Annotated in this window: 9 protein-coding genes; 3 read left to right on the top strand and 6 right to left on the bottom strand. The window is 68.2% G+C overall.

Going from position 1 to position 14,202, the window contains the following annotated elements; all coding sequences use genetic code 11:
- Positions 1-25: 25 nt before the first annotated feature.
- Complete coding sequence (gene rsxB / locus BLU17_RS16780) at positions 26-997, bottom strand: electron transport complex subunit RsxB (RefSeq protein ID WP_091998396.1); 972 nt, start codon at positions 995-997, stop codon at positions 26-28.
- Positions 998-1,329: 332 nt separating this feature from the next.
- On the opposite strand from rsxB, the gene BLU17_RS16775 reads away from it, so the two are divergent.
- Positions 1,330-1,962: a TetR/AcrR family transcriptional regulator gene (locus BLU17_RS16775; RefSeq protein WP_091998395.1), complete on the top strand. Its 633-nt coding sequence runs from the start codon at positions 1,330-1,332 to the stop codon at positions 1,960-1,962.
- A gap of 123 nt (positions 1,963-2,085) precedes the next feature.
- Here the strand turns inward: BLU17_RS16775 and BLU17_RS16770 are convergent, their stop codons facing one another.
- The 3 genes from BLU17_RS16770 to BLU17_RS16760 form a co-directional block, all read right to left on the bottom strand.
- Positions 2,086-3,393 (bottom strand): polyhydroxyalkanoate depolymerase, encoded by a 1,308-nt coding sequence (locus BLU17_RS16770; RefSeq protein ID WP_091998394.1) that lies wholly within the window; start codon positions 3,391-3,393, stop codon positions 2,086-2,088.
- Positions 3,394-3,692: 299 nt separating this feature from the next.
- Positions 3,693-5,558, bottom strand: coding sequence for a glycoside hydrolase family 15 protein (locus BLU17_RS16765; protein WP_091998547.1), 1,866 nt, complete (start codon positions 5,556-5,558; stop codon positions 3,693-3,695).
- Positions 5,559-5,711: 153 nt separating this feature from the next.
- On the bottom strand, positions 5,712-5,861 hold the full coding sequence (locus BLU17_RS16760) for a DUF3096 domain-containing protein (protein WP_091998393.1): 150 nt from the start codon (positions 5,859-5,861) through the stop codon (positions 5,712-5,714).
- Positions 5,862-6,239: 378 nt separating this feature from the next.
- On the opposite strand from BLU17_RS16760, the gene BLU17_RS16755 reads away from it, so the two are divergent.
- The gene (locus tag BLU17_RS16755; protein ID WP_245746892.1) at positions 6,240-7,409 is read left to right on the top strand and encodes a lactonase family protein; all 1,170 of its coding nucleotides are present in this window, start codon (positions 6,240-6,242) and stop codon (positions 7,407-7,409) included.
- A 48-nt stretch (positions 7,410-7,457) separates the two neighbouring features.
- Here BLU17_RS16755 and BLU17_RS33840 read toward each other — a convergent pair whose 3' ends face one another.
- Together BLU17_RS33840 and BLU17_RS16745 are read right to left on the bottom strand one after the other, a co-directional pair.
- Positions 7,458-11,966: a DNA translocase FtsK gene (locus tag BLU17_RS33840; RefSeq protein WP_091998392.1), complete on the bottom strand. Its 4,509-nt coding sequence runs from the start codon at positions 11,964-11,966 to the stop codon at positions 7,458-7,460.
- A 214-nt stretch (positions 11,967-12,180) separates the two neighbouring features.
- Positions 12,181-12,798, bottom strand: a complete 618-nt coding sequence (locus BLU17_RS16745) for an META domain-containing protein (RefSeq protein WP_091998391.1) — start codon at positions 12,796-12,798, stop codon at positions 12,181-12,183.
- Positions 12,799-12,965: 167 nt separating this feature from the next.
- Here BLU17_RS16745 and purT point away from each other — a divergent pair, with 167 nt between their 5' ends.
- Positions 12,966-14,189: a formate-dependent phosphoribosylglycinamide formyltransferase gene (gene purT / locus BLU17_RS16740; protein WP_091998540.1), complete on the top strand. Its 1,224-nt coding sequence runs from the start codon at positions 12,966-12,968 to the stop codon at positions 14,187-14,189.
- Positions 14,190-14,202 lie beyond the last annotated feature (13 nt).

Below are 14,202 nucleotides of genomic sequence, written 5' to 3'. Positions count from 1 at the left end.
GGGTCGTGCGGTGGTCGGTGGTTCGCTATTGCGCGGACGGGTCGTCGTCATGGGGCGCGCCGTGTTTTTCGCCGTGAGCGTCCGCGGCATCCGAGCCGATGCCGATGCCGATGCGTTTGCGGCGCGCCTCGGCGGCGTCGATCTGCGCCTGCACGTCGGCGCTTACATGCTCGACGTTGCGCGGGCCCACACCCTGTTCGGCCATCTCAGCCTTCTTGCGGCGCGCGCGTTCGAGCGCCGCCTGGATGATCGCTTTCTTCCTCGCTTCGGCGTCGTCTGCGGGGGAGCTTGCCGGCTGTGCGGCGTTCGCTTGTTTGGCGTCGTCTTCCAGCGCGGGCGCCCGCACCTGCGCGCTCGTGGCGGCGCGCCGCGCGGCCGCGCGCGCCTCGGCTGCGTTGCGTTCGGCGGCCTGGCGCGCAACACGCCGGTCATGGCGCGCGCGTGCTTCGTCGGCTTGCTGCTGCGTCCATGCGTCCCAGCCGGTTGCCTCGCCTGTAACGGGAATCATTGCGATGCAGTCGACCGGACAGGGCGCGACGCACAGGTCGCAGCCCGTGCATTGATCCTTGACGATGGTGTGCATCTGCTTGGGAGCGCCAACGATCGCGTCGACGGGGCAGGCCTGCATGCACAGCGTGCAGCCGATGCACAACTGCTCGTCGATGAACGCCACCGGGCGCGGACGTTCCACGCCGTTGTCCGGATTGACCGGAATGACGGATTTGCCGAGCAGGTTCGCGAGGCGCGCGACGCCCTCAACGCCGCCGGGCGGGCACTGGTTATAGTTGGCAGCGCCGGCGGCCACGGCTTCGGCATAGGGCCGGCAGCCGTCGTAGCCGCACTTCGTGCATTGGGTCTGGGGCAGCAGATCTTCGATGCGATCTGCGAGTGTTTTGGAATCGTTCACGGTCGCAAACTTCTGGGTGGCCCGTGCGGCGGCATGACCTTGGGCGCACAGGCCCGACAGGGCGCATACGCACAGCGCCAAAGCTCGCATTATCGCCGATTTCCCGCATTGCCATCGGCGGACCATGTGCCATAATCAAAGCGCTTAATGCGAAGCGCTATGCAATCCAGGGGAAATCAATAGACGTAAGCGATACACGGCAGGCGGAGCGCATTGCATGGAGCAGACAGGGGGAAGAACGATGCCGGATCGCAACGACATCAAACAAGCAAGAAGGAACGCAAGACCGTAGGTCGGAGGGTGTCTGTCCATTAACCTGGCGCGCCCCGCATAACGCTGTCGCCACGAACGCCAGGAGAGGTCCGGCGTGGCATCGCTCACAGCGTCAACCGGACAACGCGGCTTACCGAGATCCTGCCACCATGAATCAGCCAAAAATCAAAAGAGATCCTGAAGGCACGCGCCGCCGCATTCTGCTTGCCGCGGCGGAAGAATTCGCCAATGGCGGCCTGTTCGGCGCACGCGTCGACCAGATTGCGCGTCGCGCGGAAACCAATGAGCGCATGCTCTATTACTACTTCGGCAGCAAGGAGCAGCTGTTTACCGCCGTACTCGAATATGCCTTCGGCGCGCTCAACGAAGCGGAGCGGGCACTCGATCTCGGCGGCCTCGCCCCCGTCGAGGCGATCACGCGACTCGCGCATTTCGTCTGGGATTACTATCGCGACCATCCCGAACTGCTGCGGCTCGTGAACAACGAGAACCTGCACGAAGCGCGTTACATGCAGAAGTCCACGCGCATACGCGAGATGATCTCGCCGATCGTGGCCACGCTCGGCGCGATCCTCACGCGCGGCGAGTCCGCGGGACTGTTTCGCCCGAGCATCGACCCGTTGCGGCTCTATGTGACGCTCTCGGGCATGGGCTACTACATCGTCTCCAACCGCTACACGCTCAACGCGACGCTCGGGCGCGACTTCAGCACGGCTGCCGAGCGCGCGGAAATCATCCAGCTCAATACCGAGATGCTGCTCGCGTATCTGATGCGCAGGTAACGCGCATTCGCTTGCGAGAGCGTTGCACGCCCTACAAACGCCGCGCGCCGTCCAGGGACGGCGCGGCGTTTTGCTGCGAACGTGTTTTCGAGTCGGCGCGCCGGCGACACGCGCGAGGCATCGTCAGGCGACGGCGCCTTGCGCGGAGCGACCGCGCGCGGAAGGCTGCTTGCCCGTGTGGCCGCTGGCCGCCTCGTGCTTGCGGATGAAGTCGCGCAGTTGCGGATAGATGATCGTGCGCCAGCGGCGGCCCGAGAAAATGCCGTAGTGGCCGCATTTTTCGGCGGTCAGATGATGCCGGTTGGTCTCGGGAATGCCGGTGCACAGATCGTGCGCGGCACGCGTCTGGCCAGCGCCGGAAATGTCGTCGAGCTCGCCTTCGATCGTGAAGAGGGCCGTGTCGCGAATATCCTGCGGACGCACGCGCTCGCCGGCCACGTCCCACGTGCCTTCCGCGAGGCGGAAGGCCTGGAACACGGTCTCGATGGTGTCCAGGTAGTACTCGGCGGCCATATCGAGCACCGCGTTGTATTCGTCGTAGAACTGGCGATGTGCTTCGGCGTCCTCTTCGTCGCCTCGCAAGAGGCTCTTGTAGAAGTCCCAGTGCGCGGTCGTGTGACGGCCCGGATTCATCGCGACGAAACCCGCGTGCTGGAGGAAGCCCGGATACACCTCGCGCCCTTCGCCGGGATAGTTGGCGGGTACCGGGTGAATGACGTTGTTCGCAAACCACTCGAGCGAATGCTCGGTGGCGAGCGAGTTCACGGCGGTGGGGCTGCGGCGAGCGTCGATTGGGCCGCCCATCATCGTCATGGTCAGCGGGGTGTCTTCGCCGCGGCTCGCCATGAGCGAGATGGCCGCGAGGACCGGTACCGTAGGCTGGCAAACGGACAGCACGTGCACGTTCTTCGCGCCGATATGGCGGATGAATTCCTGGATGTACGCGACGTAGTCGTCGAGATGGAACGGACCGGCTTCGAGCGGCACCATGCGCGCGTCGATCCAGTCGGTGATGTACACCTTGTGGTCCTGCAGCAGCGTGCGCACGGTGTCGCGCAGCAGCGTGGCGTGGTGGCCCGAGAGCGGCGCGCACACCAGCACGGCGGGTTCGTCCTTGAGCGCCGCCACGGCGCCCGTGTCGTCGGCATAGCGCTTGAAGCGCAGCAGGCGGCAGAACGGCTTCTCGATGATGGTCTGCTCGACGATCGGAATGTTGAAGCCGTCCTTCACGATTTGCCGAATGTTGAATTCGGGCTTCTCGTAGTCTTTACCGAGACGGTAGAGCAGTTCGTAGCCTGCGGCGAGGCGCGTTGCACCCGGCACGAGCGAAAACGGGCTCGACGGATTCGAGAACGATTTCGAAGCGGCCTGGGCCCAGGCAGTCAGCGGGCTCAGCAACGCGCGCTGGAATTCACGGATTTGATAGAGCATGGGCGCTCCGGCATCTTCAAGGTGCGGTTCGCACCCGGGTCGCGCGCAAGTGAAGCGCGGAGCAGATGCGGGCCGGCAAGGTTGGTCGGTCAAGTTGTTTATCGGCCGGCGTACGGGGGGCTTTAGCGCGGGCTGACCCGCATGCGCCGGCAGAGATTGTCTGAAAGCTTGCTGCAAGGTGGCGCACGCGAGCGCCCCGTTGCAAGGCGGCGCGGGCAGTCTACTACGCCTCGCCGTTGTGCAACGCAGCAACCCTAGTGTACCCCAGCTCGTGCAAACGTCCAGGCGCTTTCGAACAATTACGATGCGGATGCAACAGCCGGCTCGGCGGCCGCGCCGTCGACGGCCGGATGACCCGTTTCCTTCGCCATTTCCTGTTCGTGCCGCATGAGGTTCAGACCCGTGTGCACGAGCGCCACGTGCGAGAACGCCTGCGGGAAATTACCGACGAGGCGTCCCGCAATGGGGTCATATTCCTCCGCGAGCAATCCCACGTCGTTGGCGAGCGAAAGCAGGCGTTCGTACATGTGGCGTGCGTCGTCCATGCGGCCCTGAAGCGCGAGGTTGTCGACCATCCAGAAGCTGCACGCGAGGAAGGTGCCTTCGCCGGGCGGCAGACCGTCGTCGAATTCGGTGGTGCGATAGCGCATCACGAAGCCTTCGCACATGAGGTCGCGTTCGATCGCCGCCACCGTGCCGGCCATGCGCGGATCGGCGGCGGGCAGGAAGCCGACGAGCGGCATGAGCAGCAGGCTCGCGTCGAGGTCGGTGCCGCCGTAGATCTGCGTGAAAGAGTTCAGCTCCCTGTTGAAGCTGCGCTCGCAAATGGTGGCGTGGATCGTCGCGCGCAGTTCGCGCCAGTGATCGATCGGCCCGGGCAGCGCGAATTTTTCCGCCGACTTGACGGCGCGGTCGAATGCGACCCAGGCCATCACCTTCGAGAAGGTGAAATGCTGGCGGCCGCCGCGCGTTTCCCAGATGCCTTCGTCGGGCTCGGTCCAGATGGTCTCGAGATGCTCGAGCATCGCGCACTGGATCGCCCAGGCCGTGTCATCGGCCTGGAGGCCTCCCACGCGTGCGAGATGCAGCGCATTCATCACTTCGCCGTACACGTCGAGCTGCAGCTGGCCCACCGCGTTGTTGCCCACGCGCACGGGCTTCGCGCCTTCGTAGCCGGGCAGCCAGTCGAGTTCGAACTCGGGCAGGCGGCGTTCGCCCGCGAGCCCGTACATGATCTGCAGTTGCGAGGGCGAGCCGGCCATCACGCGGCCAAGCCAGGCGCGCCAGGCGCGCGCCTCGTCGTAGTAGCCGCCGCGCATCATGGCGAGCAGCGTGATGGTCGCGTCGCGCAGCCAGCAATAGCGGTAGTCCCAGTTGCGCGTGCCGCCGAGCTGTTCGGGCAGCGACGTCGTGGGCGCGGCGACGATGCCGCCCGTGGGCTCGTAGGCGAGCGCCTTGAGCGTGATGAGCGAACGGCGGATCGGTTCGGCCCAGCGGCCCTCCACGGTGCTGCGCGAGGCCCATTCGGTCCAGAAGTTCTCGGTGCGCGCGAGCGCCGTGAACGGATCGCGCGGCGGCGGCAGACGCAGATGCGAGGCCGCATAGGAGAGCGAGAACGGCACGCGCTCGCCTTCCTTCACTTCGAACTGCGCGACCGTATGCATGTTTTCGCCCTGGAGATCGACGGGCGTGCGCAGCACGACCGTGTCGGGACCGACCGTGGCCTTGATGCCGCTTTCGTAGGTGAGGCGGCTCACCCACGGCACCGAAAAGCCGTAGTCGAAGCGCAGCACGAGCTGACTCTCCATGCGCACGGTGCCGCGCCGCCCCACGACGATGCGCACGAGCTCCGACCAGCCGTTGCCGGGCGGCATGAAGTCGATGAGCGTCACGGCGCCCTCGGGCGTTTCGAAGTCCGTTTCGAGGATCAGCGTTTCGCCGCGGTAGCGGCGCGTGATCTTGATCTCGACGCGATCCCGGTCTCCTTCGGGCTGCGCGGGCGCGATGAGCCAGCGGCCGTTTTCCTCGGTGCCGAGGAGGGCGGCGAAGCAGGCGCCGGAGTCGAAACGCGGCCAGCAAAGCCAGTCGATGGAGCCGGCGCGGGACACGAGCGCGGCCGTGTGGCCGTCGCCAATCAATGCGTAGTCTTCAATGGGTGCGGGCATGGTAAGCAGATTGACAGCGTTGCTCGAAAACATAAGCCGCTTGCCGCTGTATCGCGGCATGCACGCACAAGAGTAGTGGCAGCGGGGCCGCCTGCGCAATGCGTTTTGCGTGCCAGCGCGCGCAAATACCCATCTCGCCGACGTCAACAAACATCAGAGATGCCCGCCCACGCCGAAAAGCCCGATGATCCCGATGATGATCAGATACAGCGCGACGATGTAATTGAGCAGGCGCGGCACGGCGAGAATCAGAATGCCTGCGATGAGCGCGACGAGCGGCCCGATGGCGACGTGAATGTTCATGACGGCTCCCTTGTAGCTGCTGGTGTGAAGAACCTGGGTCGACTCCCGTCTTGCGCCGAATGCTTCGATTGACTGCTTCGACTAGCCGTCGCGAGGCATGCGCCGTGCGTGCGCAACGAGGCTGCGCGCGTGAGGGGGCGGCGCTGCGCAACCTCTCTTATACTGGGTCGGCATCCCATGTATCAGACGATACCGGTCGAAGTCGGCGCCGACGCCGACCCGCTCCACCGCATCGACAAGAAAAAGGAGGTCGACATGTTCCCTCGCCATGCCGTTGCAAATGCCGTGCCTGCGCCTGCCCGTTCACGTCCCCGCCCGCGCGCTGTCCGGCGCGGACCCGCGCGCCTCGTAACCCAGCTCATCAAAGGTTTCGTCATCATGGCTTCCGTCGCCGCGACGCCTGCGTTCGCCCAGTCGGCCTCGCAATCCGCCTCGACCGCCGCGCCCGACGCAGGCGTCTACAACCTGATCGTCGGCACGTACACGAGCGGCAAGAGCGAGGGGATTTACGTCTACCGCTTCGACACGAAGACCGGCGACGCCCAGCAGGTGAGCGTCGCGAAGACGGTGAATCCGTCGTTTCTCGTGGTGAGCAAGGACGATCGCTTCGTTTATGCCGTGAACGAGCTGCCCGGCGACAACGGGCCGGCCAGCCTGCGCGGCGACGTGAGCGCGTTCGGCTTCGACGCTGCGAGCGGTCAGCTCACGTTTCTCGACAAGGTCTCGGCGCAGGGCAACGATCCGTGCTATCTGAGCCTTTCGCCCGATGGGCGATATCTCTTCGTCGCCAACTATTCGGTCGCGGCGGACCCCGGCGGCAGCTTCGCGGTGCTGCCCGTGCAGCAGGACGGCAAGCTGGGCGAGGCCGTGCTCACCGTGCATCACGAGGGCGGGGGACCGGTGAAAGGGCGTCAGGACAACGCGCACGTGCACTCCACGGTATTTTCGCCCGACGGACATTACCTCTTCACGCAGGATCTCGGCACCGACAAGCTCTGGACCTACCGCTATACGCCGGACGGCAGCCGCGGCCTCGTGAGCCCGGCCGAATGGCGCTATGCGGACGTGAAGTCAGGCAGCGGCCCGCGTCACCTCGTCTTCGGCAACGACGGCCGCCACGCGTATCTCACGAGCGAGCTCGCGGCGACCGTGACCGTGTTCAGCTACCGCGACGGGCGCATGAAGCCCGAGCAGATCGAGAGGCTCGCGGAACCGGGTTTCAAGGGCACGCAGGGCGCGGCGGCGCTGCATTTTTCGCCGGACGGCAAGTTCCTCTATGTCTCGAATCGCGGCGACGCCAACGACATCTCGATCTTCGCCGTCGATGGCGACAGCGGCAAGCTAAGGCGCGTGGGCCGCCAGTCGAGCCTCGGCAAGTCGCCGCGCGAGTTCGCGATCGATCCGACGGGCCAGTGGCTCATCGTCGGCAACCAGAACAGCGACACGGCCTATGTGTTCCGCCGCGACCGGCAGACGGGCCTGCTCGAGCCGAACCCGAAGCGCATGGACATCGGCTCGCCCGTCGATTTCAAGTTCGTCGCGCAGTGACGCGCGCGGTCGCGCGGCGGCGTGAGGAATGCGCGCGCCGCGCCTTCTTCACTCGCCCTGGCCACCCGGCGCGAGCACTTCGCGGCTGCCGTTGATGCCCATCGGCGAGACGAGCCCCGCCGCTTCCATTTGCTCGACGAGCCGCGCGGCGCGGTTGTAGCCGATGCGCAACTGCCGCTGCACCGACGAGATCGACGCGCGCCGCGTGCGCACGACGAACGCCACGGCCTCGTCGTAGAGCGGATCGGCCTCGGCGTCGGGCGACTCGCCGAAGAGGTCCTGCGGCGCGCCTTCGGAGGCGGGGCCGTCGAGGATGCCTTCCACATACTCGGGCTCGCCGAACTGCTTCAGGTACTCGACCACGGCGTGCACCTCCTCGTCGGCGACGAACGCGCCGTGCACGCGCTGCGGATAGCCCGTGCCCGGCGGCAGGAACAGCATGTCGCCCTGGCCCAGCAGCGACTCGGCGCCCATCTGGTCGAGGATCGTGCGCGAGTCGATCTTCGACGACACCTGGAACGCCACGCGCGTCGGAATGTTGGCCTTGATGAGGCCGGTGATGACGTCCACCGAAGGCCGCTGCGTGGCGAGGATCAGGTGGATGCCGGCGGCGCGCGCCTTCTGCGCGAGGCGCGCGATCAGCTCCTCGATCTTCTTGCCCGCGACCATCATGAGGTCGGCCAGTTCGTCGATCACGACGACGATCATCGGCAGCGGCGCGAGCGGCTCGGGCGCTTCGGGCGTGAGCGAGAACGGGTTGCCGATCTTCTTTTCCTGCGCTTCGGCGTCGCGGATCTTCTGGTTGAAGCCCGCGAGATTGCGCACGCCGACGGCCGACATCAGCCGGTAGCGTTTCTCCATTTCGCCCACGCACCAGTTGAGCGCGTTGGCGGCGAGCTTCATGTCGGTGACGACGGGCGCGAGCAGATGCGGAATGCCCTCGTAGACCGAGAGTTCGAGCATCTTCGGGTCGATCATGATGAGCCGCACGTCCGCGGGCGTCGCCTTGTAGAGCAGCGAGAGGATCATCGCGTTGATCGCGACCGACTTGCCCGAACCGGTCGTGCCGGCCACGAGCATGTGCGGCGCCTTCGCGAGGTCGGTGACGACCGGATGGCCGACGATGTCCTTGCCCATCGCGATCGTGAGCTTCGACGGCGAGCGCTGGTACGCGCCCGATTCGAGGATCTCGGAGAGACGGATCATCTGGCGCCGCGCATTGGGCAACTCGAGCCCCATGCAGGTCTTGCCGGGGATCGTCTCGACGACGCGGATCGACGTGAGGCCGAGGCCGCGCGAAAGGTCCTTCATGAGGCCGACGATCTGGCTGCCGCGCACGCCGAGCGCGGGCTCCACTTCGAAGCGCGTGATGACCGGGCCCGCCGAGGCGCCGACCACCGTCACGGGCACCTTGAATTCCTGGAGGCGCTGCTCGATGAGCTGGCTCGTTTCGGCGAGCTTCTGCTCGGAGACGGGTTCGATCTCGGACGAGGCGCGTTCGAGCAGGTCGAGGCCCGGCAGTTCGACCGCCGACGCGGCGAGCGGCTCGAACGCGAAAGTCGTCGGCACGTGGCCGCGCACGGCGGCGCGTTGGGCGGGCGGCTCGATGGGCGGCTCGATGGGCGGTTGGGTGACCAGTTCGGCGGGGGCGATCGCTTCGGCTGCATCCGGCGCGTCGGCCGCGGGCTCGAAGTCGGGGCTCGCGGCATTGGGCCCGGTCGCGACGGCGGGGTGGGGCGCGGCCGGGAGCGACGGCGTGGCGGAAAACGGCGCTGCGGGCAGCGCGGGAATCGTCGCGAGCGGGGACGCCGCGGGCGCTGCAGCGTGGTTCTCCGGTTGCCATTCGGCCAACCATGGCGGCGTTGGGGGGGGCGCGGGCACGACGGAAGACGGCGCCGCGTAGTCGGGCGTGGCCGCGACGGCGGATACGGCGGCATCGCTCGCAGCGGGCGGTGCGGCAGGCGCGTTCGCGGCTTCGAGTGCCGGCGCATGGGCTTGCGATTCCGCCGTTGCCGGCGTGGTATCGGCCGCTGCGCTCGCAGCGGTCTGCGTCTGATCGGGCGGCGCGGGCGGCGTGCTCACGCTTGCCACGTCGTCGTGAGTTACCGGGGCGGACGACCCGGGCGTGGGCGAAGGCGCGTCTCTGTCCTCGCGCGCGATCGCGGGAAGCGGATGCGCAACCGTGGCGGCGGCATGCGCGGGCACCACGCGCACGGGCAATTCGAACGTGCCGCCGTAGGTGCCATAGGCCGATTCGTCGACGCCCGCTGCCGATGTCGTATCGAGGGCATCGGCTTGCGCATCCACATCATGCGATTGCCCGCTGGCAGACGCTGCGTCGTTCACGGATGCGGCGGCGGCATCGGGCTGGGCTTCGCGCACGACGCGCGGGAACTGCAAGATATTCGACAGGGCCGATGCATCGGCTGTGGCGGGCGTATCGTGCGGTTCCGCGGATGCCGCCGTCGCAACGGGCGCGACCGGCGCGTGCGCCTGCTCAGGAACGGTTGCCGGCGAAAACGTGAAAAACGGCTCGGCGGCTGACGTCTGAGCCGGGGTCTCCGTCGACGGTTCGTCGTCGAGCAGGATCCATGGCATGCCGTGATCCTGCATCGGCCAGGGCGCGGGCGAAGCGGTGTCTTGCGGGGCGTCCGGCTCGGGCTCGACCGGCATCGACGCCGGCTGCGGCTGTGGCTCCGTGACAGGCATCGACTCGTTCGGTGCGCTCTGTGTTGCGTCCTCCGCGTGCGCCGGCTGCCAGGCCGTCGGCTCGCGAGGCGTGGCGAGGTATTGCGCCTCTGCGGCGATAGGAGCGGCGCTGGCGGCAGGCATTTCATCCGCCGCCGCGCTGTCCGGGTGCGGCTGGCCGCTCGCGTCAGCGAGCGATTGCGCGTGCGTGTTCGGCGCGACGTCGTCGGCGTCCGGCTGCGTGAGCGGAGCGGGCGGTGCGAATGCCGCGTCCTGGTCTTGAGGCGCGTGCGGAAGCGGCGACGCCGCCGTCGTCGATATGGCCGGAGCTGCGGTTGGGAATTGCGTGTGCGGCGGTGCGGCTTCGGTCGTGTCCGCGTGCTTTGGCGCGGCGCGCTGGAGCGAAGCGGCCTCGTCGAAATTGCGGCGCGCGAGGCTCGCACCGGCAAGCGTCGTCCAGCGCGCGGCGTTCTCTTCGATCGAGCGCAATGTTTCGAGCACGTTGGTCGATAGCGGCGCCTGCGCCCGGTCCGTGCCAGCGGTGGGCGAGGAGCGCGAGTAGGCCGGCGCGGCGGACGGCGTATCGGCCAGGTGCGCGGAAAACGGCGAAGTCATCGGCGGCCGGGCGCTCACGCGTGACGGCTGACCTTGCCAGACGAACGGGCGCGGGGGCTTCGCGACGCGCGGCGGCACGGCGGCGGCGGCACGCGCCGCCGTGCTGCCCGCCGCGGGCGGCGGCGCACTGCGGCGCGGCGTGGCCGGCTGCGCGAACGGCGAAGTCAGCGGATCGAGCGATGCCGGCGCGGCAGCGGGCGGAAAGCCGCGTGCAGCAGCCGAAGCCGCGCCAGCCGTGCCAGCCGCGACGCCCGGCGCCGCGCCGTGCAGCGCCGCCGATGTTGCGCGCACACCGGCACCTGCCGCTGCGGCGGGTATGGCTGGCCGCGTCTGGCCAGGCTCGGTTCGCCACGGCGCATTGGCTTGGGCGGCGACGCCCGGCGCTCCATGGGTGCCCGTTATGCCAGGCGCCGCGCCTGCACCGCGCGCCGGCTGACGGCGCGCGTCGCCCAGCGGTGCGCGTGGCGACTCCGCGGCTGCTCGCGGCGAGCCCGCGGATGGTGTTTGCGTTGGCGCACGCGTGCTGCGCAGCCAGTCCGCGGCAGCGGTCGGCTCGGTGCGCGCCCATGCGGCGGACGGATCGGCGGCGCCCCGGAAGCCCGGCTCGATGCGAGCCGGCGACGAAGCGTCTGCAGCGGCGGCCGTCGAGGCGTCTGGTCCAACACCTGTTGCACCCGTGGCGCCTGCCAGCCGCGCGCCATCGGGACCTTCGCGACCTTCATGCGCGGGCGGCCGCCAGAGGGTCGGCCGCTTGCTCCGCGCGCCGTCGCCTGGCATCGGCGCATTGACGGCGGGCGCGCTGTGCGCAGGAAGCCCGTCGTCGGTCGTGGCGCGGCGGCTGCGGCGTTCGTGGCGCGGGCTGTGGTCCGTATCGCGCGAGGCGCGGATGTTCAGGCCGAGTCCGAGCGAGATGTCCGCCCACGCGAGGAATTCGCGCCAACGAAAATCGAGCAGCCACGGCAAGCTCGCGAGGAAAAGCGCCGCCATGGCAAGCGGCGCGGCTGCGTGGCCGACGAGCTTGCCAAGGGCGCCCGAGAGCGCATGGCCGAGCGCGTCGAAGCCGGCGATGTCGACGAGCGTCGCCTCGAGCGCGCAGCTCGCGAGGAGCACGCCGAAAAAGCCGAGCCAAAGCCGGATCGTGCCGGGGCCGCGCAGGCCCGCGCCGCCCGGCAGCGCGGATTTCACGAGACGCCAGATCAAAGGAACGAACCAGACGGCCGATACGCCGAACCAGCCAGGAACTACCGTGTGCATGCCAAAGATGTACGTAGAGAATGTTGTGTGCGACGGGTGGAGTGTAACCGCTCGGCCGGCGTGCGCCGCCATCTGCCATGGCGGGGCGCCGCGCGAGCTCCGGGGCGCGTTGCGCGAGCGACGCCTGAACGACCCCGGGCGCGGCGCTTTGGCGCGCGCGCCATAAAAAAAGAGCCGCGCCGGGCGAGGGCGCGGCTGCTCATGCGAGCGGTGCTCACTGCGCCGGCTTGGCGTCGGAGGCGGCGCCCGGCGCCGGGTTTGCCGCGGCGGCTTGCTCCGCGAAGGTCAGGCGGTCGCCGTTTTCCAGCACGAGAAAGAGCGCCTGCGGATGGCGCATCTGCACGCCCGAGCGCGTGATGTGCGAGAGCGCCTCGAGATACGCGCCTTCGATGTCGCCGCCCGCGCCGACGCAAGCCATGCGCGTACCGCCGAGCTGGCTGAACGAGAGCAGACCGCTTTTCAGCGAGTACGCGCCGAAGTAACGGTTGCAGCCCGAGAAACCGCTCGCGCGGCGCTGCCCGCTCTCCGTCGAAAGGTCGAGTGTGATCGGGCGCGCGTCGGGGTTCTCCTCGCTCGTGGCTGCGAGGTTCGGGCCCGGTACGGCGCGCAGCGTGCCGTCGGCGCGCTTCCATTCCACGAGTTGCCAGTGCGTGTTGTCGAGCAGCTGCGTCGTGGCCGGATTGAACGGATCGGGCAGCGGCGCGGACGCGTTCGTGTGGACGGGCAGCTTGCACGCGCAAACCAGCAGGGCGGCGGCGAGCATCGCCGCGCGCGAGGCGAGGGCTCGCGCAGCAGCGCGCCGGGTGGGCTGCAAGTTCATGCGGAAAGGCATCGCATCGTTCCTCGTAATCGACGAAGGCGTAAGCGTAACGCACCGCGCTGCGGCACGCGAGCGCAAACGTGCGCGCCGGGCCCGTCATGCGCCTCGCGGCAGCCAGGCCGCGTGTTAACATCGGCGCTCTCACGCATTCGCGCAATACCGTCATTTCTGGAGACATCATGCAGACCCGCCCCCGCATCGGCACGCCGCTTTCCGCTTCCGCCACCCGTGTCATGCTGCTCGGCGCAGGCGAGCTCGGCAAGGAAGTGATCATCGCGCTGCAGCGACTCGGCGTCGAAGTGATCGCCGTCGACCGCTACGAAAACGCGCCTGGTCATCAGGTCGCGCATCGTGCGCACGTGATCGACATGGCCGACCCGAAGGCGCTGCGCGCGCTCATCGATGCCGAGCGTCCGCACCTCGTCGTGCCCGAAATCGAGGCCATCGCCACCGACGCGCTCGCCGCCGTCGAAGCCGAAGGCGTCGCCGAGGTGATTCCCACCGCGCGCGCCGCGCAGCTCACGATGAACCGCGAAGGCATTCGCCGCCTCGCCGCCGAGGAGCTCGGCCTCGCGACCTCGCCCTACGCATTCGCCGATTCGCTTGACGAGCTGAAGGCCGGCGTCGCCAAGGTCGGCTATCCGTGCGTGGTGAAGCCCGTGATGTCGTCCTCGGGCAAGGGGCAGTCGGTCGTGCGCGGCGAAGCCGACGTCGAACGCGCCTGGGAATACGCGCTCGCGGGCGGCCGCGTGAATCGCGGACGCGTGATCGTGGAAGGCTTCATCCACTTCGACTATGAAATCACGCAGCTTACTGTGCGCGCGATCGACGCGATCAGCGGCCAGGTGCAGACGTACTTCTGCGACCCGATCGGCCATCTGCAGGTCGACGGCGATTACGTCGAGTCCTGGCAGCCGCAGCCCATGAGCGCGAAGGCGCTCGAGCGCTCGCGCGAGATTTCACGCAAGGTGACCGAGGCGCTCGGCGGCCGCGGCCTCTTCGGCGTCGAACTGTTCGTGCGCGGCGACGAGGTGTGGTTCTCGGAAGTGAGTCCGCGTCCGCACGACACGGGGCTCGTCACGCTCGCCTCGCAACGCTTTTCCGAGTTCGAGTTGCACGCGCGCGCCATTCTCGGCTTGCCCGTCGATACGACGGCGCGTGAGCCGGGCGCCTCGGCCGTGATTTATGGCGGCATGGACGCGCGCGGCATCGCGTTCGAAGGGGTGGCGCAGGCGCTGGCCGTGCCCGGCGCGGACCTGCGCCTCTTCGGCAAGCCCGAGAGCTTCGTGAAGCGCCGCATGGGCGTCGCGCTCGCCACGGGCGCCGACACCGACGAGGCCCGCTCGCGCGCCCGCGCGGCGGCCGCGGCGGTGCACCCCGTGCCGGGCGACGCGTCGAAGTGAGTTCGCGGCCCGC

Source organism: Paraburkholderia lycopersici, assembly GCF_900096975.1.
Classification (GTDB): Bacteria; Pseudomonadota; Gammaproteobacteria; order Burkholderiales; family Burkholderiaceae; genus Paraburkholderia; species Paraburkholderia lycopersici.
This window is presented reverse-complemented; position numbering and strand designations above follow the sequence as displayed.

Excerpts from the sequence above, each read along its gene's own strand:
- rsxB (WP_091998396.1), bottom strand. The coding sequence starts at position 997 with ATGCGAGCTTTGGCGCTGTGCGTATGCGCCCTGTCGGGCCTGTGCGCC.
- BLU17_RS16775 (WP_091998395.1), top strand. The coding sequence starts at position 1,330 with ATGAATCAGCCAAAAATCAAAAGAGATCCTGAAGGCACGCGCCGCCGC.
- BLU17_RS16770 (WP_091998394.1), bottom strand. The coding sequence starts at position 3,393 with ATGCTCTATCAAATCCGTGAATTCCAGCGCGCGTTGCTGAGCCCGCTG.
- BLU17_RS16765 (WP_091998547.1), bottom strand. The coding sequence starts at position 5,558 with ATGCCCGCACCCATTGAAGACTACGCATTGATTGGCGACGGCCACACG.
- BLU17_RS16760 (WP_091998393.1), bottom strand. The coding sequence starts at position 5,861 with ATGAACATTCACGTCGCCATCGGGCCGCTCGTCGCGCTCATCGCAGGC.
- BLU17_RS16755 (WP_245746892.1), top strand. The coding sequence starts at position 6,240 with ATGGCTTCCGTCGCCGCGACGCCTGCGTTCGCCCAGTCGGCCTCGCAA.
- BLU17_RS33840 (WP_091998392.1), bottom strand. The coding sequence starts at position 11,966 with ATGCACACGGTAGTTCCTGGCTGGTTCGGCGTATCGGCCGTCTGGTTC.
- BLU17_RS16745 (WP_091998391.1), bottom strand. The coding sequence starts at position 12,798 with ATGCCTTTCCGCATGAACTTGCAGCCCACCCGGCGCGCTGCTGCGCGA.
- purT (WP_091998540.1), top strand. The coding sequence starts at position 12,966 with ATGCAGACCCGCCCCCGCATCGGCACGCCGCTTTCCGCTTCCGCCACC.